General features: G+C 34.3%; 19 protein-coding genes. 7 read left to right on the top strand and 12 right to left on the bottom strand.

What is annotated here, in order from left to right; translation table 11 throughout:
- Positions 1-79 precede the first annotated feature (79 nt).
- From HNQ00_RS06020 to HNQ00_RS06000, 5 genes are all read right to left on the bottom strand, one after another.
- On the bottom strand, positions 80-418 hold the full coding sequence (locus tag HNQ00_RS06020; RefSeq protein ID WP_173837428.1) for a hypothetical protein: 339 nt from the start codon (positions 416-418) through the stop codon (positions 80-82).
- A gap of 353 nt (positions 419-771) precedes the next feature.
- Entirely contained in the window at positions 772-2,169 is a 1,398-nt protein-coding gene (locus HNQ00_RS06015; RefSeq protein ID WP_173837427.1) for a cyclodeaminase/cyclohydrolase family protein, read from the bottom strand.
- A gap of 194 nt (positions 2,170-2,363) precedes the next feature.
- Positions 2,364-4,775, bottom strand: coding sequence for a ribonucleoside-diphosphate reductase subunit alpha (locus HNQ00_RS06010; RefSeq protein WP_173837426.1), 2,412 nt, complete (start codon positions 4,773-4,775; stop codon positions 2,364-2,366).
- A gap of 257 nt (positions 4,776-5,032) precedes the next feature.
- Positions 5,033-6,010, bottom strand: a complete 978-nt coding sequence (locus tag HNQ00_RS06005) for a ribonucleotide-diphosphate reductase subunit beta (RefSeq protein ID WP_173837425.1) — start codon at positions 6,008-6,010, stop codon at positions 5,033-5,035.
- 340 nt (positions 6,011-6,350) lie between these two features.
- The gene (locus HNQ00_RS06000; protein WP_173837424.1) at positions 6,351-6,920 is read right to left on the bottom strand and encodes a DUF3109 family protein; all 570 of its coding nucleotides are present in this window, start codon (positions 6,918-6,920) and stop codon (positions 6,351-6,353) included.
- Between the two features lie 259 nt (positions 6,921-7,179).
- Between HNQ00_RS06000 and HNQ00_RS05995 the strand changes: the two genes are divergently transcribed.
- From HNQ00_RS05995 to HNQ00_RS05985, 3 genes are all read left to right on the top strand, one after another.
- Entirely contained in the window at positions 7,180-7,755 is a 576-nt protein-coding gene (locus tag HNQ00_RS05995; RefSeq protein WP_173837423.1) for a MarC family protein, read from the top strand.
- 127 nt (positions 7,756-7,882) lie between these two features.
- Entirely contained in the window at positions 7,883-8,089 is a 207-nt protein-coding gene (locus HNQ00_RS05990) for a hypothetical protein (RefSeq protein ID WP_173837422.1), read from the top strand.
- Between the two features lie 121 nt (positions 8,090-8,210).
- Positions 8,211-8,963, top strand: coding sequence for a lysophospholipid acyltransferase family protein (locus HNQ00_RS05985; RefSeq protein WP_173837421.1), 753 nt, complete (start codon positions 8,211-8,213; stop codon positions 8,961-8,963).
- Positions 8,964-8,966: 3 nt separating this feature from the next.
- Here the strand turns inward: HNQ00_RS05985 and HNQ00_RS05980 are convergent, their stop codons facing one another.
- Genes HNQ00_RS05980 through HNQ00_RS05970 form a run of 3 tightly spaced genes read right to left on the bottom strand, consistent with a single transcriptional unit; the run spans position 8,967 to position 11,572 of the window.
- Positions 8,967-10,544: a S41 family peptidase gene (locus tag HNQ00_RS05980; protein WP_173837420.1), complete on the bottom strand. Its 1,578-nt coding sequence runs from the start codon at positions 10,542-10,544 to the stop codon at positions 8,967-8,969.
- A gap of 1 nt (position 10,545) precedes the next feature.
- Positions 10,546-10,977 (bottom strand): deoxycytidylate deaminase, encoded by a 432-nt coding sequence (locus HNQ00_RS05975; RefSeq protein ID WP_173837419.1) that lies wholly within the window; start codon positions 10,975-10,977, stop codon positions 10,546-10,548.
- A 1-nt stretch (position 10,978) separates the two neighbouring features.
- Entirely contained in the window at positions 10,979-11,572 is a 594-nt protein-coding gene (locus HNQ00_RS05970; protein ID WP_173837418.1) for a HupE/UreJ family protein, read from the bottom strand.
- A gap of 189 nt (positions 11,573-11,761) precedes the next feature.
- On the opposite strand from HNQ00_RS05970, the gene HNQ00_RS05965 reads away from it, so the two are divergent.
- Positions 11,762-12,196, top strand: coding sequence for a TerB family tellurite resistance protein (locus tag HNQ00_RS05965; RefSeq protein WP_173837417.1), 435 nt, complete (start codon positions 11,762-11,764; stop codon positions 12,194-12,196).
- A 70-nt stretch (positions 12,197-12,266) separates the two neighbouring features.
- Here HNQ00_RS05965 and fbp read toward each other — a convergent pair whose 3' ends face one another.
- Complete coding sequence (fbp, locus tag HNQ00_RS05960) at positions 12,267-13,286, bottom strand: class 1 fructose-bisphosphatase (RefSeq protein ID WP_173837640.1); 1,020 nt, start codon at positions 13,284-13,286, stop codon at positions 12,267-12,269.
- A gap of 169 nt (positions 13,287-13,455) precedes the next feature.
- Between fbp and HNQ00_RS05955 the strand changes: the two genes are divergently transcribed.
- The 3 genes from HNQ00_RS05955 to HNQ00_RS05945 all read left to right on the top strand — a co-directional run bounded on the left by HNQ00_RS05955 (position 13,456) and on the right by HNQ00_RS05945 (position 16,472).
- A complete protein-coding gene (locus HNQ00_RS05955; RefSeq protein WP_173837416.1) occupies positions 13,456-13,965 on the top strand; it encodes a GNAT family N-acetyltransferase in 510 nt (169 codons plus the stop codon).
- A gap of 34 nt (positions 13,966-13,999) precedes the next feature.
- Complete coding sequence (locus tag HNQ00_RS05950; protein WP_173837415.1) at positions 14,000-15,256, top strand: aspartate kinase; 1,257 nt, start codon at positions 14,000-14,002, stop codon at positions 15,254-15,256.
- A 148-nt stretch (positions 15,257-15,404) separates the two neighbouring features.
- A complete protein-coding gene (locus HNQ00_RS05945) occupies positions 15,405-16,472 on the top strand; it encodes a glycosyltransferase (RefSeq protein ID WP_173837414.1) in 1,068 nt (355 codons plus the stop codon).
- A gap of 69 nt (positions 16,473-16,541) precedes the next feature.
- Here HNQ00_RS05945 and HNQ00_RS05940 read toward each other — a convergent pair whose 3' ends face one another.
- The 3 genes from HNQ00_RS05940 to HNQ00_RS05930 form a co-directional block, all read right to left on the bottom strand.
- The gene (locus HNQ00_RS05940; protein ID WP_173837413.1) at positions 16,542-18,479 is read right to left on the bottom strand and encodes an OmpA family protein; all 1,938 of its coding nucleotides are present in this window, start codon (positions 18,477-18,479) and stop codon (positions 16,542-16,544) included.
- Between the two features lie 11 nt (positions 18,480-18,490).
- Entirely contained in the window at positions 18,491-19,417 is a 927-nt protein-coding gene (locus tag HNQ00_RS05935) for a PorP/SprF family type IX secretion system membrane protein (protein WP_173837639.1), read from the bottom strand.
- A 30-nt stretch (positions 19,418-19,447) separates the two neighbouring features.
- Positions 19,448-20,857, bottom strand: a 1,410-nt coding sequence (locus HNQ00_RS05930) for a T9SS type B sorting domain-containing protein (RefSeq protein ID WP_173837412.1), incomplete at its 5' end; no start/stop codon positions are given.

The raw sequence follows: 20,857 nt of genomic DNA, 5'->3' as shown, positions 1-20,857 counted from the left end.
AAATGTGAGAATAAAAGATTAAATGTACTGATTTATAGTCAAATAAAAAAAGTTGTCTTAGAAGACAACTTTTTTTGTATTAATGAATAGTATTTTCCTTACTGTAATTTCCACTTAGTAACTTATTGTGAAAAAACAGCGATGCGTTAGTCTCTTTCATTTCGAACCATTTATGCTCAGTGATATTATTTTTTACTGTTATGTACGCTTGCATACGGTTAGAGTAATATTTCTGTAAGACGTTCATTGCAACACTATCGGCAATAAAAAGCCTATTACACTCTATAAAAAAGGCTAAAATGAATAGTTCGATATTACTCGCTTGTTTTGAATAAACGATTAAATCATTAGTACAAGTAGAGTAAACTAGGTGGATTATATTTTTGGCTATATGTTTTGTATGTTCAATTGTTTTCATAACTGTGTCATTTGATATTACAAATATACTCAGCACTAGGGTGTTGACTTTTACAGTATTTTTTAATAGTGTTATGAGATTGTTGGGACACTCTTTAGAGGGACTTGTGATTGATATTTCAATGTTCCATAGCTAATAGCGGGTAAATCGTTAGTGAGATTTCTAGCCCCGATTGCAGTGAAAATCCTTTTTATTTTTTTTTTAAAGATTAAAAGATTGTAATGGAAAGCGGGAAATAGCTAAAAAAAAGCAGCTATCAAATAAATGATAACTGCTTTTGTATTTAAACTTGTGAATTATATTAAGCTCCACACATTTCACAATCCTCTATTTCGTCAGCTTATACTCTGAAATTAAAATTCCAGCAAACCTAGTTCCTCAAGTCTAATTGCCATAGTTTCTACAGAAACATTAAATATTTCCGAAATTGATTTAAAATGTTCATTGTTATAAGTTTGTGCTGAGGCTAATTTTCTCGATAATCCTCTATTACTTCGAGATTCCATTCTTAATTTTTGCGGTCCTTGTTTAATCAAATTAAAAGCTGAATTTTCATCGATAACAAACTTATTTGTCAAGAACAATTCTTTAAAAACAAATATAACTTGCTTTGTTGGCATTAAAAAATATGATGCAAATTTATCAGCCTGATACTCTTCAATATTGCGATTTGTTCTGGATCCATCAATAGGCAAATCACGATGTAATACCATTTTTTTATGTAGTAGAGCGTGGCCTAATTCATGTGCAAATGTAAAATTCTGAATCTCCTTTTTAACTTTACTTGATATTAAAACAATTTTATTACGCTGATCAATTATACCTGCAACTTGATTTTTAGAATTTTCAGGAGTTAAATCAATTTCATCTTTTACATAGCAGTTATACGACAAACCTTTTTTAAAAATACAATCTGGTTTTAAAATATCAATTGGATGTAAGGAACTATTTTTACCCCAAATAATCATTCTATGTTTCCAAATTACATTTTGCAATGCAATTGCATACGCTTCAATTTCTTGATCAGTTAAGTACTTCCTCCCTTTATATTGATTAATTAAAAAATTAATATCGTTATTCAATAGCAAGTTGTCTTTCACTTCATTTTCAAGAATTTCAAGTTTTGCATTAACCAACATATTTAATTCTTTGAATTTTATTTTTAGGGGATTAGTTTCCTCTAGCTTTTGCTTAATCCATAAATGATCGGTTCCAGGAAAAGATTTTAAATTTAATTGAATTATCGACAAGCAACTTGAAAGCCCTGAAAGTGCAGCACTTAATGCTACATGTGAATCCCCCCTAACAGCCTGAAATCCATTGTCAAATACAAAACCTGCCATTTTGCCAAGTTCAGCACACAATTTGGCGATTTTTAAAGGAATATCAACCGCTACTTTTAACTCCTCTAGCGCTTTAATTGATAAATTATTATGAAGATAAGAGTCATTACGAGAAACTCTATCTCTTTCTTTCCGAGAATTAATAGTCCTTTCAAAATGATCAGAATCTTGCTGAAATAACAAACATAAATCTGGATAAATATGTGATTCTATACGTTCATTTATTTGTATTAAAGCCGGGAAAAATGAAGCATATTTTTCTTTTCCTCGTGTTAAGCTAATTACCGTGATAAGTAGTTTTGCAGATAACATTCCTTGAAATGCTGCAGCGCTTCCTGATCCAGGAATTTCCTTTCCTGAACCAAAGTGATCTAAAAGATCTTCTGTTATAGTTTTTAATAATTCCATCTTTATAGATTATGATTTTAATTGCTAAGCTAGTTTAAAGACTATTTAACAATATGTGTGTATAATTATTCTTGATTTTACTTGTTAAATAAAAAGTTGACTGCCAAAAAAAGCAGTTACCACTACAATAACTGCTTAAATTGAATTTTATCAAAGAGATAAATATTCTCTACTTTTTATTTTATTTCTAAAAATTAAGCTCCACACATTTCACAATCCTCTGGACCTGCATTTTTAGCTAGTTCGATCATTGCTTTGTATTCGTCTGCTGTCATCTCTACTGCAGCTGCTACAGGCGCAGGAGCTGGTTTAGATTCTACAATAACAGGCTCTGCTTTTTTATCATTATTTAAGGTAAACTTAATCGCATCAACCGCAGCTTTTGTTCTCAAGTAGTACATTCCTGTTTTTAATCCTGATTGCCATGCATAGAAATGCATTGACGTTAGCTTAGAATAGTTTGCATTTTGCATGAACAAGTTCAAAGATTGCGATTGATCTACAAAATACCCACGCTGACGTGACATATCGATTATGTCTTTCATAGACATCTCCCAAACTGTTTTATATAAATCCTTTAAGTCTTGAGGAATATTCAAATCTTGAACCGATCCGTTGTTACGCATCAACTCTTGTTTTAAAGTTTCGTTCCACAATCCTAATTCCACTAAATCATGTAATAAGTGTTTGTTTACCACGATAAACTCACCTGAAAGCACACGACGCGTGTAAATATTAGAAGTATATGGTTCGAATGCTTCGTTGTTACCCAAAATTTGAGAAGTAGAGGCTGTAGGCATTGGTGCTACTAATAACGAGTTACGCACACCATGCTCCATAACCTCTTTACGTAAAGAAGCCCAATCCCAACGTCCTGATAACTCTTCATCTTTCATTCCCCACATGTTGAACTGGAATTCTCCTTTTGACATAGGCGACCCTTCAAATGTAGAGTAAGGCCCTTCTACTTTTGCCATTTCCATAGAAGCGGTTACAGCAGCAAAGTATAATGTTTCAAAGATTTCTTGGTTCAATTTTTTAGCCTCATCAGAGGTAAAAGGCAAACGCAACATGATAAAAGCATCTGCTAATCCTTGTACTCCAAGACCTACTGGTCTGTGACGCTTGTTAGAGTTCTCAGCTTCTTTTACTGGGTAGTAATTTCTGTCGATTACTTTATTCAAGTTTTTAGTCACACGTTTTGTTACATTAAAAAATGTTTCGTGATCAAATTTACCGTCTTCAACAAACATCGGTAAAGAAAGTGACGCTAAGTTACAAACCGCAACTTCATCAGGAGAAGTATACTCCATGATCTCTGTACACAAGTTTGACGAACGAATAGTTCCTAAATTCTTTTGGTTTGATTTACGGTTAGCCGCATCTTTATATAACATGTATGGTGTTCCAGTCTCGATTTGAGATTCTAGAATTTTCTCCCACAATTCATGTGCTTTTATTGTTTTTCTACCTTTACCCGCTTTTTCATAGCTTTCATAAAGTGCTTCAAACTCTTCTCCATAAACATCGTACAATCCAGGACATTCGTTAGGACACATTAAAGTCCAGTTTCCGTCTTCTTGTACACGTTTCATGAATAAATCAGAAGTCCACATAGCAAAGAATAAATCTCTTGCACGCATTTCTTCTTTTCCTGTATTCTTTTTCAAGTCTAAGAAATCAAAGATATCTGCATGCCACGTTTCGATATAAATAGCAAAACTACCTTTACGTTTTCCACCACCTTGATCCACGTAACGCGCTGTGTCATTAAAAACACGTAACATAGGAACGATTCCGTTAGAAGTTCCATTTGTACCACGAATATAAGATCCTGTCGCACGAACGTTGTGTATTGCTAAACCTATTCCACCTGCTGATTGCGAAATCTTTGCCGTCTGTTTCAAGGTGTCGTAGATTCCGTCAATACTATCGTCTTGCATCGATAATAAGAAGCAAGAAGACATTTGCGGTTTTGGCGTACCTGCGTTAAATAATGTAGGTGTTGCATGTGTAAAGAACTTTTTAGACATTAAGTCATAAGTTTCTAATACAGCATCAAGATCATCTAAGTGAATACCTACTGATACACGCATTAACATATGTTGAGGTCTTTCAACAATTTTCCCGTTTATCTTTAATAAGTAAGAACGTTCTAATGTTTTAAAACCGAAATAATCGTAATTAAAATCTCTATTATATATGATATGTGAGTCTAAAAACTCAGCATTATCTTGAATTACTTTGTAAACATCATCAGCCACAAGCGGAGAATATTGTCCGTTTCTTGGGTTTACATAGTTAAACATTTCAGTCATCGTCTCTGAAAACGATTTTGTTGTATTTGAGTGTAGATTTGATATTGCAATTCTCGCTGCTAGTTGCGCATAATCAGGATGTGCAATAGTCATTGACGCAGCTGTTTCTGCAGCTAAGTTATCTAATTCAGATGTTGAAACCCCATCATACAAACCTTCAATCACACGCATAGCCACCTTTACAGCATCTACTAAATCATTTAAACCATAGCATAGTTTTTTAATTCTATCTGTGATTTTGTCAAACATTACTGGCTCTTTACGACCGTCTCTCTTTACTACGTACATACTTTTGGTTTTTGTTTAAAATAGAAAATCCCTTTCCTATTTTCATTGTTATTTGTAATATATTTATTTTTGAACAACCCTTTCAAGAATCATTCCTTACTGGTTTTCACCGCTTGAGACCCACTACAAAAAGAGCATAAGAGTCCTGTCGCTATAAAAGCAAGTAAAATTTTAATCAGCCTTTTTTAAAGCATTAACGCTTTTGCGAAAGCAAATTAAGTGTGGTATTAATTTTCTTTTTTAATTAAGATGCTGGATTAAAAATCAGCGTCGAAAGAAATCTTTTGAGCGTCACCATCTGTGTTCATTACACCAGATTTTTGGTATTCGGCTACTTTCTTCTCAAAGAAATTTGTTTTTCCTTGAAGCGAAATCATATCCATAAAGTCAAATGGATTTGAAGTATTGTATTCTCTCTCACAACCTAGCTCTACTAATAATCTATCAGCAACAAACTCTAGGTACTGTGTCATTAAAACCGCGTTCATACCAATCAGACTTACCGGAAGAGACTCTGTAATAAACTCTCTTTCGATATTTAAAGCATCAACAATAATACTTCTAATTCTCTCTTTAGGTACTTTATTTACTAAGTGGTGGTTGTGTAAGTGTACTGCAAAATCACAGTGAACACCTTCATCACGAGAAATCAACTCATTAGAAAATGTTAATCCTGGCATTAAACCACGTTTTTTCAACCAGTAGATTGAGCAAAACGCGCCTGAGAAAAAGATTCCTTCTACAGCTGCAAAAGCAATTAAACGCTCCGCAAACGAATCAGATTCGATCCATTTAAGTGCCCAGTCTGCTTTTTTCTTTATTGCAGGAAAAACCTCTAACGCATTAAATAACTCGTCTTTTTCTTCCTCATCTTTTACATAAGTATCAATCAATAATGAGTAAGTCTCACTATGAATATTCTCCATCATGATCTGGAAACCATAGAAGAATTTTGCCTCAGCATATTGCACTTCGTTAACAAAGTTCTCAGCAAGATTTTCATTTACAATTCCGTCAGAAGCAGCGAAGAAAGCAAGAATATGCTTTACAAAGTAACGCTCATCATCAGACAATTTGTTATTCCAGTCATTTAAATCTTGTGATAAATCAATTTCCTCAGCTGTCCAAAAACTAGCTTCCATTGACTTATAAAACTCCCATATATCATGGTGCTTAATTGGAAAAATTACGAATCGGTTTTTATTTTCTTGTAAAATTGGTTCTATTTGCGACATTATAGTTGTGTGTTTTTTAAAAATTTATAGCGAATTTTTTGGTCTTTCGGTACATTACAAAGGTTGTGATTTGTAGTCAGAAATGAAAGCCAAACTTATCCACAATTAGCTTGAGTTTTTAACAAAGACGAAGAATTATGCAAAATAAAAACAAAACACAATTGACTGTATTTCAATTACTTAAATTTTAACAATCTCTGTTAAGCACCGTAAATAGTGGGTTTTTGAAATCTTAAAAACAGTAAAAAACAGTTACTAAGCACGCTTAAATAAAATTAAACTGTTCTAGATTTCAGAAATTAAAAAAATAATTTAAAAATAGGTGAAAGCCATTTCTTGACTAGCGATTTTTGTGTTCTTCGGCAACTTTATCAAGTTCAGCATACCAGTCCTCACCAAACCTTCTAATTAAGGCCTCTTTGACAAACTTATAGACAGGAACTTCTAATTCTTGTCCTAAAGAGCATGCTGGATCACAAATATCCCATCGGTCGTAATTGACTGCTGCAAATTCAGTAAAGTCTTTTACTCGAATAGGATACAAATGGCAAGATACTGGTTTTTTCCATTCGACTAATCCCTGATTGTATGCTTGCTCGATCCCGCACAAAGCAGTAGGACCATCAAAAATTACATAGGCACAATCCTTACCTTCAATTAGTGGTGTTTCAAGATCACCATCTGTACCGTTTACCCATATTCCTTGTGCTTCGATAGCCTCAATTCCCTGCTTTCGTAAAAAAGGTTTTACCTTAGGATAAATATCTTCTAGTATTTTAGTTTCTGCAGCACTTAGAGGCGCCCCGGCATCACCATCAACGCAGCAAGCCCCGTGACAAGCAGACAAATTACAAACAAAATCTTTTTCTAATATATCTTCTGAGACGATGGTTTTTCCTAATTGAAACATGGTAGTGAACTTGTGATTACAGAGTGCAAAGATAGACAATCAGACTGAAAAGCAGTCCTTAAAAAAACGTTTTTAAAAGTTTGATAATACCAAATCACAAACGTATTTTTTCAAAATTAGAACTGATTTAATAAAAATAATGACAGTAAAATCATTTTTAAACAGAGCAAAAAGCGAATCGCACCGAAAATTTGTATTTGAACCTCATTTTCCTCAAATTTTCACTAAAATGTTTACCTTAGCAGCCTAAATTAATTATATGTTTCTTGACTTAAGAGAAATCATTACCGTAGGCATGGTATTGTTTGCAGTGATTGATATTATAGGATCTATTCCTATTATAATAGACTTACGCACAAAGTTTGGACACCTAGAATCTGGCAAAGCCTCAATTACTTCAGGAGCCATTATGATTGTGTTTCTATTTGTAGGTGAAGAAATCTTAAAACTAATTGGTATTGACGTAGCGTCATTTGCTGTTGCAGGTGCTTTTGTGCTATTCTTTCTAGCACTCGAGATGATCCTAGGAATTAGAATATACAAAGATGAAGAAGCAAGCTCTGCTTCTATAGTACCGTTAGCGTTCCCATTGATTGCTGGAGCGGGTACTATGACAACCTTACTATCATTAAAATCTCAGTTTCATACAATCAATATAATCATTGCCATTGTTCTAAATATTATTGTTGTTTATGCCGTACTAAAATCATCTTCTAAAATCGAAAGAATGCTAGGCGAAAACGGCTTAGGAGTCATCAGAAAGACTTTTGGAGTAATATTACTGGCAATTGCTGTTAAATTGTTTGCAGCGAATGTTAAAGGTTTGTTTGTCTAACATTTTTTTTTATAAATTTACCCCCTAATGTATCTTTTGCTTCTAAAATAATAAAGGAATACTATTGGTTGCCAATGGTATAAAATTTAAAAGCAGCTTACTGAGGCAGAATAAAAAATACCATATCATGAAAATTTTCACTAGCATTTTAGTGTTTTTAGCTTTAGCACTAATCGTATTCAACATTACATTATTAGACTTTAAGCATCCTTTTCAAGGCGATAGTGTTGTAGCTTTTATAGGAATTGCAGCTTCTTTTTGCGCTGTTTTGATCCTGTTAATCTTTAGAATGTCTAAGGCAATCGAAGAAAAAACTAACGATAGACAGTTGTAAGCATTTCTATTTTAAAGCAATTTTGATCTCATGGCATTTTATTTAAAATGCCAAAAGACTTCCATTATCATGCATTAATGAAAAATAGCACTATATTGACCATTCAATATAAAACCACTTCATGCTATCATCATTAATAGGCATCGTTCGCCTGATCGTTTTTGTACTTTTTATTTCGATTTTATCCTTTTCATTTTACGTGGCTAGTTTTTTCATGAACAAAAAAACAGCACAAAAAAACGCTTTACTACTTCGAGACTTTATTTTAAAAGTTGTCAATAAAATTTTAGGTATTCGAGCTACCATTACCGGAGACCTACCCACAATTTCAGGTTTAATCATCGCCAATCATCGGTCTTACTTTGATCCTATCCTTATTGTCACGCACATGAATGCTTTTCCGGTAGGCAAAAAAGAAGTCGCATCCTGGCCATTAATTGGATATTTATGCAAAATATCGGGAGTGATTTTTGTAGAAAGAGAATGTCAAAACAGTAGGGACCTAACGTGTCAAAAGATTAAAAACACCATAAACGAAGGACACTCTGTAATCAACTTTCCTGAAGGCACCACTACTACATTACCCACAACAACCACATTTAAGTACGGCTCGTTCAGGACCGCAACCCAAATAAAAGCTGCAATTATTCCCGTAGCAATCGATTATAAAATTATTTCAGATGCTTTTGTAGGTGACGATACTTTTATACCTCATTTTTTAAAATGTTTTGGAAAACGAACTACAGAAATTAAAATCACCTACTTCCCTCCCATCATTTCAGAAGACCCTGATTACCTATTAAAAACCTCAAAAGAACTTATAGACGCAGAGTTAATCCGATTTAGAAAAGACTGGCACGACGAAAAAAAGTAATCGTTATTTCTTCTTAAGAACTGCTTTTATCATCGCATCCTCCTTAAGAACGATTTCGTAATAGTATTTTTCTCCATACAATTGTCTAGCAAATTCGGCATTAAGATACCTTTTAACTATTGCTTTATTCCCTATTAATCGAAGATCAAGTCCGTTGTTAGAAAGAAACTTCTGGAATTTAGTAAAGTACACATCTGAGGCAGCCATTTTTGTCTTGAAATCAGCAAATTTCATTCCGGAGAACGCTTTTCTATCCTGATCTAATTGTTCGAAAACAAAATTACCTACAATTCCGGATTGCATTAGGTATACTGTATTTTCGTTTCCGTGTTCGAGCTCTAAACCCACAAATAAATCAGGAACGATTCCGCCACCTCCGTATACAATCTTACCTTTGGGCGTTTTAAATTTCAAACTATCCGCTACTTTAATACTGTCTTTATCATAGAGTTCACCATTTTTAAACCTAGACTCTGATTCTTTAAAATACGCCTCCTCATCACCTTTTGCATATGGCTTTTGTATCGATCTCCCGGTAGGCGTATAATATCTAGCCACCGTTAAGCGTACGGCTGAACCATCATTAAAATCCATCTCACGTTGTACTAAACCTTTTCCAAACGAGCGGCGACCTACAATTATTCCTCGATCGTTATCTTGAATAGCACCAGCAAGAATTTCACTAGCTGAAGCACTATTTTCATTGATTAAGACACTAACTGTTCCTTGCTCAAAATCACCTTTTTTTGTAGCGTAGGTTTTCTCAATACTACCTTTTTTATTTTTTGTAAAGACAATTAGTTGCTTATCCTTCAACAACTCATCTGCGATAGCAATAGCTTCTTCCATGTAACCACCACCATTGTCACGTAAATCAATTATAAGGTTTGTTGCTCCCGCCTTTTTTAAAGAAAGCAACCCCTTTCTAAACTCTGCGTAAGTAGTAGCAGCAAAACGATTGATTTTGATATATCCCGTGCTTGCATTGATCATTAAAGAAGCATCAACGCTTTTTAAAGGAATTACATCACGCTTTACTTTTATTTTGATTTTCTTATTTTCTGATTTTCGGTAAATCGTCAGTTCGACTTGTGATCCCTCAGCTCCTTTTAACGAAGAGAATAAGCTATCACTAGGCAGCTTGCGACCAAACAACTTAGTTTTATCGGCATATAGAATTCGATCACCTGCTTTTAAACCTGCTTTAGCTGAAGGCCCGTTTTCCACTGGTTTTATAATAGCCACAGAGTCTTTATACATATAAAAATTAACTCCAATACCTATAAAATCACCGCGCATATTCTCAGCTACTTGCGTTTGCTCACTTGGTGGAACATACACAGAATGCGGATCAAGTTGGCCCATAATACTGTTTACGGTTACATTGACAATTGAATCTGTATCAACATCATCGACATACTCACTGTCTATAAAATCTATTAATTTATTGAGTTTTGTACGCGAATTATTTTTAGCAAAAATTTTATCCTCACGAGGCATTCCTAGGCTTCCGCCAATGACAATCCCTACCGCTAGAGCAGCACATAAATATAAAGGTAAATACGTATTCTTGCTTTTCATTTTATTCTTCTAAATCGGGTATATGATCTACAACTACTCCTGCTTTTAACAAAAATTGAATTCCTGAATCGTCACGATAACCGTTATGATACACCACACGTGTTATGCCTGACTGATGAATTAATTTACTGCAGTCTTTACAAGGTGACAGGGTAATATATAAGGTAGCTCCTTCACAAGATTGAGTTGACTTAGCAACTTTTAAGATGGCATTTGCCTCAGCATGGAGTACATCCCAGCGTGTTAAACCCGCTTCGTCTTCGCAGCAATTATCAAAGCCTGAAGGCGTGCCGTTATACCCGTCAGATATAATCATGCGATCACGTACAATAATTGCACCTACTTGCTTTCGTTTGCAATAAGACAACAATCCCCACTCAGTAGCGATTCTTAAGTAAGCCTTATCGTATTTATTCAATTTCTCTGTATCCATATTATTGTGTCCAAATTTCGTTTTCGATAATCATAGGTACGACTACCCCAATTACAAATGCCGACATCACCAGAGTCCAATCTCTCTTAGAAAATCTAAAAACCGTTTGCGCAATGTACGACAGTATTAAAATTGCAAAAACTACTGCAATTTGCGCTCCTTCTATTCCTAAAGCAAATTCAGCCAAAGGAAGTGTTTTTGAAAGAGCCGATCCTCCTAATATTGATTTAAAATAATTAGAGAATCCTAAACCGTGAATAACTCCAAAAAACAAGGTTGTAAATAATATTACACCTCCTTTATTATTCTTAGCAGCTTTACCTGAGCTAAACAAATTAAACATTGCTGTTAGCAAAATCGTAATAGGTATCAATAACTCAACAAGCGCTGCTTTTACGGTTACGATTCCAAAAACAGAAAGAACAAGAGCAACGGTGTGACCTAGCGTAAATAGCGAGATTAAAAGCAATATCCTTTTCCAATCTTTAAAAGAATATGGAATAGCCAAAGCCATTAAAAACAACACATGGTCGTAAGCATTTATATCTAAAACATGCTTTAATCCTATTTGAAAATAAATCCAAAACTCTGACATAGACTCTTTAATATTAATTGGGTAATGGGATTGTAAACTTACGATTTATTTTGAAGAACAAAGATTAGCTTATGCAAATCCTAACATAAAATTAAGTACAATTAGAATGTTTAATAAAGAAAAATTAAAAAGAAAATTAAAAATTTAAAAATTGAATTATCTTTGTGCGATATAAATAAAAAACTAACTATGTCATTTTCAGATTTATTTGATAGCGAATTCAAACAAAGAAACAAAGGTCACTTTTCATCTATTGTTAGATTAGCATTAGCAGACGGAGTTTTTGCACCAGAAGAGCGCGCTTTTTTAGACAAACTAGCGATTAGACTTGAGATATCTGCTGCAGAATACGAAGAGATTTTAGAGAATCCTGCTAAGTATCCACTCAACCCTCCTTATTTAAATGTAAAAAGAATCGAACGTTTATACGATTTAGCTCGAATTGTTCATGTAGATCATCATTTAGGTGACAACCAAGAGCTAATGTTACACAAACTATGTCTAGGACTTGGTTTTACAACTGAGAATGTCCATAGTGTCGTGACTAGAGCACTTGAATTAGCAGATCAAAAAGCAGATCTTGACTTATTCATCACAGAGATTGAAATCGCAGAGAAAGCGTAACAATAACAGCATAAAAAAAGCTTCCGATCATACAATCGGAAGCTTTTCTATTTTAATGCAGGGTAGTATATTAGTACTTACTTAATTTTGCTTCAAGCATAAATTCTTCTGCTTTTTCCACCATATTATAGCTACCACAAAAGAAAGGTACTCTTTCATGAAGCTCTGTAGGTTGAATTTCCATTATTCTACCAAAACCGTCTGTCGCTTTACCACCAGCTTGCTCTACAATAAAAGCCATAGGATTGCATTCATATAGCAATCTCAGTTTTCCTTTAGGTGCTTTTGAGCTCGTAGGGTAAATATAAATTCCTCCTTTGATCATGTTTCTATGAATATCAGAAACCAGACTTCCTATGTAACGGGAGGTGTACGGTCTATCTCCTTCTTCAGATTGACAATATTTCAAGTAGTTTTTTACTCCTTGAGGAAAATGAATATAGTTCCCTTCGTTGATAGAATAAATAGTTCCATCTTTTGAAAACTGCATGTCAGGATGTGACAGGTAGAAGGTACCAATTGCTGGATTCAATGTAAATCCATTTACACCATGACCTGTTGTATAAACAATCATTGTAGACGTACCATAGATAACATATCCTGCAGCTACTTGATTGATTCCAGGTTGTAAAAAGTCTTCCATAGTAACTGGAGTTCCTATTGGAGTGATTCTTCTATAAACAGAGAATATTGTTCCTACAGACACATTAACATCAATATTTGACGATCCGTCTAATGGATCCATCATTACAATGTATTTGTTGTTATGGCTGTTATCACTTCCTTCTACAGTGATGTATTCATCATTTTCTTCTGAAGCAATACCACAAACAATCTCACGATTAATAAGCGTTTGAATAAAAACTTCATTAGCATAAACATCTAGCTTTTGCTGGTCTTCACCTTGAATATTCTGCTCTCCTGCAGCTCCTGTAATATCTACTAATCCTGCTTTGTTTACCTTATAGTTCACTACTTTGGCCGCCAAACGGATGGAGTTGATAATTCTAGATAATTCACCTGACGAGTATTGAAAGGCATTTTGGTTTTCGATAATAAATTCGCCTAAAGTCTTGTTGCGTTCTTCCATTAAGAAATCGTTGTAGTTAATTTGAAGTAACAAATATCGGTTTTTTTGTGAAAATGAAATCAATAAAGTTTACTTAGTTTGCGAGTATTGTATATTTGCTAATAAAAGAACTATTTTAAAACCAAATTGCATAGCTATTAGGCTACTACATTTTATAAAAAACAAGAATATGGTAATTAGAAAAGGAGAAAAAAAGGATATGAAAGCCGTATTAGGTCTTATTCAAGAATTAGCTGACTTTGAAAAAGAACCAGATGCCGTGCTTATCTCCGAGGAGGATTTAATACGTGATGGTTTTGGACCTGAGCCATTATTCTCTGTTTTTGTAGCCGAAATACCTTCAAACACTAGCGCAGCTGTAGATGGAAATGAAATCGTAGGCATTGCCTTGTATTACTATCGTTACTCTACCTGGAAAGGCAAAACACTTCATCTTGAAGATCTTGTTGTAAAAAGCGAACAACGCGGTACTGGAGCAGGGTATGCACTGTATTCTGAAATTATAAAACAAGCCAAAAAAGACCAAGTAAGAAGAATCGATTGGAATGTTCTTGACTGGAATACTCCAGCGATAGACTTCTATGAAAAAACTGGAGCAAAGGTTTTACAAGAGTGGCACAGTGTACAAATGGATGAGGCAGGAATAAATGATTTTGTTGCCAATAAATTAAGAGACTAAATAAGTAGCATTATAAATACCGTATAGATAAGATATGAGAGTATTCAAATTTGGAGGGGCATCGATAAAGGATGCAGCAGGAATAAGAAATGTACATGATTTACTAGAGAAAGTGGGATATGAGGATGTGCTACTGGTTGTTTCTGCAATGGGGAAAACAACAAATGCGCTTGAGGTAGTAATCAAAGACTATTTTGATAAATCTCCAGCACTAAAGTCGTCAGTTCAAGAAGTGAAAAAATACCATAACGAAATCATTATGGATCTTTTTGAGGATGAAAAGCAAGAAGTCTTCGGGGCGGTGAACAAATTATTTGCCGATTTAGAGTACTTCTTAGAAAACAATAAATCACCTAATTACAATTTTGTATACGATCAAGTGGTGAGTTATGGTGAATTGATCTCGACCACCATTCTTGCTTACTACATGAATTTTAAAGCTATAGATACGCAATGGATTGATGTACGTCATTTTATTAAAACAAACGCAAACTATAGAGACGCAGAGGTAGACTGGGAGGCAACACAATACAACATTTCGAAAAATATAAAGCGCAAGAAATTAAATATTACACAAGGTTTCTTAGGATCTGATGATAATAATTTTACCACTACATTAGGTAGAGAAGGATCAGATTATACTGCTGCAATTTTTGCTTACTGCTTGAATGCCGCAAGCGTAACAATCTGGAAAGATGTACCGGGAGTCATGAACGCTGATCCACGTTATTTTGAAAACGCTAGTTTATTAAATCAGATTTCGTACCGTGAAGCTATCGAATTAGCATTTTATGGTGCGACTGTAATTCACCCAAAAACGTTGCAACCATTACAGAAAAAGGAAATCCCTTTGTATGTTAAATCATTTATTAATCCTTTATTAAAAGGAACTAGTGTCTCTAAGGGAACTGCACTAGAACCTTATTTGCCCTGTTTTATCGTCAAAAGAAAACAACTATTAATTTCGTTATCATCAATTGATTTTTCATTTATAATGGAAGAAAATATTAGCGAAATATTCTCTTTGTTTCACCAGTATAAATTAAAAGTGAATTTAATTCAAAATTCAGCAATTAGCTTTTCTGTTTGTGTTGAAGATAAATTTGACAATTTTACAGAGATGAATACTATTTTATCTAAAAAATTCAAAGTAGACTTCACTGATAATGTTACTCTATATACTATTAGACATTTTAATGATGCCGCAGCAGAGACTGTTGAAAGCGGCAAAAAAGTGATCTTAAAGCAAGTGAGTAAAGAAACCATGCAAATCATTACCAGCGAGGATTAACTACTTTCATACTATCAAAAAGGGCAATCGTATATTTTATGTGATTGCCCTTTTTTAATGGACTATTACTTAATATTTTGGTAATCTACAGTATATATCTCTGTGCTTTTCTGTATGTACCTTACAGTTTATAAAAGATTTACATACAATGGTAGCTACAAAGTGCAAAACAATCCTAATAGCCGTTTCTAATTCTGGTTTAGAAAATGCGATACAAAGTATCGTATTAATCAAAGCGATGCAGGAGCATAACTTAATTCCCATCCTTGCTTCAGAGGGAGAAACATACCACTTTCTTATCAAAGAATTCCCCTACATCAAGATTTTACAACTCCCATCATACGCCATACAAGTAAACACAAAAACATCCCGGTTGTCATGGAACTCGTTACATACTATCCCAGGACTTCTTCTAGCCATTAGAAATGAGAAAAAAATACTTAAAAAATGGATCGAAAAATATGAGCTCGAAGGAATCCTATCCGACGGACGATTAGGCTTAAGTAGTAGAAAAATCCCTTCTGTTTATATCGATCGACAATTAAATCTTAGTCTGAAGTATCCTAAGTCGATTGTAGTGAATTTCTTTTATTCGAAAATAAAGAAGTTTGATGAATGCTGGCTGCAGACCGATAGCGCAAATCATACGGAGAATAATACAGCTGCAAACGCTCCTTTATTCGGTTTAAAACTCAAATATCTAGCAAAGATTAGTCGCATGCACTACAGAGATCTCCCGATGAAGAATAAATTGTTAATAGTAGTTTCTGGAAGCGAACTACAACGAGCAGCCATGCAGCAAAAATTGCAACGTGATCTAGAACATTTTAGCAGTAAGGTTATTTTCATAAAAGGTGTTTTCGAAAAAAACCAAGAAAAAGTGACAGCCAACAACATTACTTATTACAATTATCTAACTACAAAACAGTTAGAAACAGCACTCAATGAAAGTGAGATTATACTGTGTAGACCGGAAGATTCTATACTACTAGACTTGAAAGAACTAAGCAAAAAAGCCTTTTTTATTCCTGAATATAATCATGACCTACAACTAAAAATAGCATCTAAATTACAAAACAGCTTACAAGCACCTTACGCTTTATTAGAAAATTTTAAAACAGACTGCTTAAATGAAATACCCAAGTATCAAGGCTTAACTAAAACAAGTGTAACTGTAGATTGGGAGGGCTTGTTTAAAATTTTCAGAACTGCATAGCCTTCCCTTATTGGAATAAAAAAAGCAACCTGATTATAGGTTGCTTTAATTTTTAAATATATCTATTTTTTAATTCATAGAGACAATAATAAATTCACTTCTTCTATTGGCTTGGTGCTCTGTTTCTGAACATTGTACTCCATCTGCACATTTATTTACTAATTGAGATTCGCCATACCCCTTAGCAGTCAAACGATTTGCAGCAATACCTTTCTTAATTAACCACGCCTTTGTTGCTTTAGCTCTTCTATCAGATAAAGCCTCATTATAGCTTTTTGTTTGTCTGCTGTCAGTATGTGAACGAATATCTATTTTCATAGTTGGATTTTCTTGCATAACAATCAAGACTTTGGCTAATTCAAATGCAGCATCTTTACGAATGAAAGACTTATCTAAATCGAAGTAGATAATTGGAATCTCTAACGTTTTAGCTAAGTCAGATCCAACACCAACTTGCTTGATTCGTTTTGACAAAGCCAATGGTAAAGTACTACTACCACTTTCATTTGGAATAACTATACTAGACTCTGCAACTTGATATTCCTTTTTATCGGCTCGAACGTAATATTTATTAGCACATAAAACGCTGAATGAATACATCCCTTCCTGATTTGAAAAGGTCTCTTCAATCACTGCAAACTTCTCATCAAATAGCGTCACTTTTGCATTCCCAATAATTGCATTGCTCTCGCTATCGGTTATCAACCCTTTTAAAGATTGCTCGCATAATAACGGTTTAGTTTCAACAAATTTGTAGATATCATCGTAACCTAATCCTCCAGAACGATTTGAAGTAAAGAAACCTTTACGCGTTTCATTGTTAATCAAGAAAGAAAAATCATCACTCTCGCTATTAATTGGAGAACCTACATTTTGAATATCATTAAAATTCTCATTTTTAAGTGAAGTAACATAAACATCTAATCCTCCCAGTCCTGGTCTACCATCAGTTGCATAATATAGTTGGTTATCACTTGATATAAACGGGAAAGTCTCTCTTCCTTCTGTATTTATTTTAGCACCTAAATTTACAGGAGTTGCATAACTTCCATCTGCATTAATTGCCACTTTGTACAAATCAGACTGGCCAAAAGTTCCGGGCATGTCTGAGGCAAAATAAAGAGTTTTTTCGTCAACACTTAATGTTGGATGTGCCACGCTATAATTGTCGCTGTTGAAAGGTAGCGCAACTATATTTGACCATTTTCCATCGGTCAAAGTAGACTTATAAAGTTTTAACAAAACTACTCTTTGCTCATCTTTTCCAATCTTTCCATCTAGGTAATTATTTCTTGTAAAGTACATCGTCTTTCCATCTTTTGTAAAAATAGGCGTAGACTCATGAAATTTTGAATTAACAGCATTTGCTAATCGCTGAGGAGATGATAGCGTTCCATCCTCATTTATATCTGAACTATATAAATTTGTGAAAGTTTGATTTGTCCACCTGAATATCTTTTTTGAAACTCCTCCAGTATCTCTTGCTGAGGCAAAAATTAATTTACCGTCATAAATAGCAGCTCCATAATCCGAATAATTTGAATTTATCCCTGCATCTTCAATCGTGAATCTGCCTGAATTTGCTTTAATAACGGCTAGATAATCTCGATTATTACTAAATAATTTTCCTCGTTGATCATTGCCAGATTTTTCATTAAACAATTCTAGCATTTTATCTGCCTTTTTATAATCCTCTACTGCTTTTAAAGATTGAGAATATCGGTAATAATATTCCGGTTCTTGATCTTTATTCATATCAAATAGAGCTTCGTACCATTTTGCAGCTTTATCTAGCTGAGCATTGAAATAGTAGGCATTCCCTAACTTTTGGAACATATCCTCATCCTTATACCCTCGCTCAGCAATTTTCTCATAAGTAGCAATTGCGTCGTAATAAGCATATTTATCATATTGTTTGTCTGCTCTAGAAACAGCTCCATTTTGAGCATAAACCGCGCATGCAAAAAAAGATAATACTATGCTGTATAATATATTTGTAAATTTCATAATTGGTAGTTTTAAAAGAATCTTGGAGAAACCATTTTATTGTATCTATTAAACAATTCAAAACGCAAGAAAATCTCATGTGACCCTGAATTGTAATTCGCTAGACGTGTAGTCTCTAAATCATACCCATAACCTATAAACCATGAATCACTTACTTGAAAACCTGCCAATGCACTCAATGCTGCACTCCATCTGTAAGCTACTCCTACAGTAAACTTTTCATTAAACATGAAGTTTCCCGAAACATCAACTTGTAATGGAGCTCCTGAAACAAGCTTAGTCATTAATGCCGGCTTGAACTTAACGTTGTAAGACAAATCAAACACATGTCCAGCAGTTAGGAAATAGTGAATACGTTCACTTGCCAAATAAGTATTCCCACCTGTTTTAGCATACTTATCAAAATGTTTTGTCTCTAATAAATTAGGAGCCGAAATACCTATATAAGTATCATCAGAGTGCCAATAAAGCCCTACTCCAATGTTAGGCGAAAATTTGTTATCAATATTTGTAGCAAAACTATATTCATTACTATCATACAAGTTTAACTTATTGAAATCAACGTTTAATAAATTGGCAGACCCTTTGATTCCAAATGATAATTTATATTGTTCGGATGTCTTAATTGAATATGAAAAGTCAACCGCTAAATTATTCTCATCTGAAGGACCTATTCTATCATTAATCAATGAAATCCCCAATCCCACATTACTGTTATTTATGGGTGTATGCACTGAAAACGCATTAGTCACTGGAGCACCATCTAGTCCTACCCACTGCGTCCTATGTAAAGCAAATACACTTAGAGCCTCACGTGAACCAGCATAAGCTGGGTTCACATTAATCGTGTTGTACATATACTGTGTAAACTGAGCGTCTTGCTGTGCATAGATCGCTCCAGATAATAACAGTAAGAATATCATTAGTTGTCTTTTCATCATTTTCTATTTTAAGTCTTATTGTTTTTACTATCTGTTTATGTATAAATATCCTGCTTTCTGCTGAGATGTAGCTGAACCATCGTTGTATCGTAGGATATAGAAATACGTTCCTTCAGGTAATTCTGCAGATTGATTAACCGTTACTCTTCCTTCTGATCGTCCTCTAAACGCTCTATCACTATTGTTGTATCCGCTTGTTTCAAAAACTAATACACCCCATCTGTTGTATATTTCAATTGTGTTCTCAGGATAGCATTCTAATCCTCTAATTCGTAATATTTTATTATCACCACTACCATTAGGAGCTACTGCATTAAAGACTTCAATAACACAACCAACAACTCCTAAGACTGTTTGTTCGTCATTTGCGTCACTGCTGCTATCAGATAAGTCACTTACGGTAGTTCCTTCAGGACTTGTACCTTCAACCATTGCTTGGTTGCTTACCGATCCTAAATTAATATCATTTTGAGTTAAAGCGTAAACACCTGTATAAGCTGTTGTGTTAATCTCGCCCACTCCTAAACTAATTAGCGGACTTCCTGTTAATACTAACCCTGGCAAGTTATCAGTAATAGTCACATTTGATAACGGTACGTTACCCGTATTTGTAATTTGGAAGCTGTATGTAATTGTTTCTCCTGCTTGTGCAAAACCATCTCCATTGTTGTCATCAAATACAGCTGTCTTAATAACTGCGATACTTGGTAACTCTTCGACAATAATAGTTGCTTCAGCTGTTGCACAATTTAATGGATTAACAATATCACATATAGTATAGTTTATAGTGTAAATACCTCCCATAGTATTCGGCTCAATAAATACATTCCCATTAGCCGCAATGCTTAAAGGTCCATTTGTAACTGGTAATAAAGTAATTCTAGATGGATCTAAAATAGCACCATTACCTAGGTCATTATCTAAAACATTTAGACCAGTGTCTCCACCTGCTACCCCACTAATTGGTCCATGAATATCGTCTAATGCATTTAGTATATTAACACCTACAACGACAGAAGCAGTTGTAATTGCGCAATTAACTGGATTAGCACCAACTTCACAGATAGTATATTCTATTGTATAAGTTCCTGCTGGCGTATTTGGCGCTAAGGTCAATACCCCTTCAGAATCAATACTCAACGGTCCAGTCATGATTGGCGTTACATCTGTATTCGCAGCCGTAACTGGCGCTCCATTTAATAAGTCATTGTCTGTTACTGTTCCAACTATAGTTGGGTTTGTAACACCTGGAATCTGCAAATCAAAGGCAACATCACTATTTGCAATTATTGGATTCAAGACTACAACTGTAGCTGTGGCTAAATCACAATTTGCTGGATTAGCTCCTACTTCGCATAATTGATAAACAACACTGTAGGTTCCCGATACCGTATTTGGCGCTAAGGTCAATACGCCTTCTGAATCAATGCTTAATGG

The organism is Flavobacterium aeripolare, from assembly GCF_013294025.1.
In the GTDB taxonomy this organism is placed as follows: domain Bacteria; phylum Bacteroidota; class Bacteroidia; order Flavobacteriales; family Flavobacteriaceae; genus Flavobacterium.
Note: the sequence above shows the minus strand (reverse complement) of the source record. Positions and strands in the feature narration are given on the sequence as shown.

Bases quoted from the DNA above. Each gene is read 5' to 3' on its own strand.
- HNQ00_RS06020 (WP_173837428.1), bottom strand. From the start codon at position 418: ATGAAAACAATTGAACATACAAAACATATAGCCAAAAATATAATCCAC.
- HNQ00_RS06015 (WP_173837427.1), bottom strand. From the start codon at position 2,169: ATGGAATTATTAAAAACTATAACAGAAGATCTTTTAGATCACTTTGGT.
- HNQ00_RS06010 (WP_173837426.1), bottom strand. From the start codon at position 4,775: ATGTACGTAGTAAAGAGAGACGGTCGTAAAGAGCCAGTAATGTTTGAC.
- HNQ00_RS06005 (WP_173837425.1), bottom strand. From the start codon at position 6,010: ATGTCGCAAATAGAACCAATTTTACAAGAAAATAAAAACCGATTCGTA.
- HNQ00_RS06000 (WP_173837424.1), bottom strand. From the start codon at position 6,920: ATGTTTCAATTAGGAAAAACCATCGTCTCAGAAGATATATTAGAAAAA.
- HNQ00_RS05995 (WP_173837423.1), top strand. From the start codon at position 7,180: ATGTTTCTTGACTTAAGAGAAATCATTACCGTAGGCATGGTATTGTTT.
- HNQ00_RS05990 (WP_173837422.1), top strand. From the start codon at position 7,883: ATGAAAATTTTCACTAGCATTTTAGTGTTTTTAGCTTTAGCACTAATC.
- HNQ00_RS05985 (WP_173837421.1), top strand. From the start codon at position 8,211: ATGCTATCATCATTAATAGGCATCGTTCGCCTGATCGTTTTTGTACTT.
- HNQ00_RS05980 (WP_173837420.1), bottom strand. From the start codon at position 10,544: ATGAAAAGCAAGAATACGTATTTACCTTTATATTTATGTGCTGCTCTA.
- HNQ00_RS05975 (WP_173837419.1), bottom strand. From the start codon at position 10,977: ATGGATACAGAGAAATTGAATAAATACGATAAGGCTTACTTAAGAATC.
- HNQ00_RS05970 (WP_173837418.1), bottom strand. From the start codon at position 11,572: ATGTCAGAGTTTTGGATTTATTTTCAAATAGGATTAAAGCATGTTTTA.
- HNQ00_RS05965 (WP_173837417.1), top strand. From the start codon at position 11,762: ATGTCATTTTCAGATTTATTTGATAGCGAATTCAAACAAAGAAACAAA.
- fbp (WP_173837640.1), bottom strand. From the start codon at position 13,286: ATGGAAGAACGCAACAAGACTTTAGGCGAATTTATTATCGAAAACCAA.
- HNQ00_RS05955 (WP_173837416.1), top strand. From the start codon at position 13,456: ATGGTAATTAGAAAAGGAGAAAAAAAGGATATGAAAGCCGTATTAGGT.
- HNQ00_RS05950 (WP_173837415.1), top strand. From the start codon at position 14,000: ATGAGAGTATTCAAATTTGGAGGGGCATCGATAAAGGATGCAGCAGGA.
- HNQ00_RS05945 (WP_173837414.1), top strand. From the start codon at position 15,405: ATGGTAGCTACAAAGTGCAAAACAATCCTAATAGCCGTTTCTAATTCT.
- HNQ00_RS05940 (WP_173837413.1), bottom strand. From the start codon at position 18,479: ATGAAATTTACAAATATATTATACAGCATAGTATTATCTTTTTTTGCA.
- HNQ00_RS05935 (WP_173837639.1), bottom strand. From the start codon at position 19,417: ATGAAAAGACAACTAATGATATTCTTACTGTTATTATCTGGAGCGATC.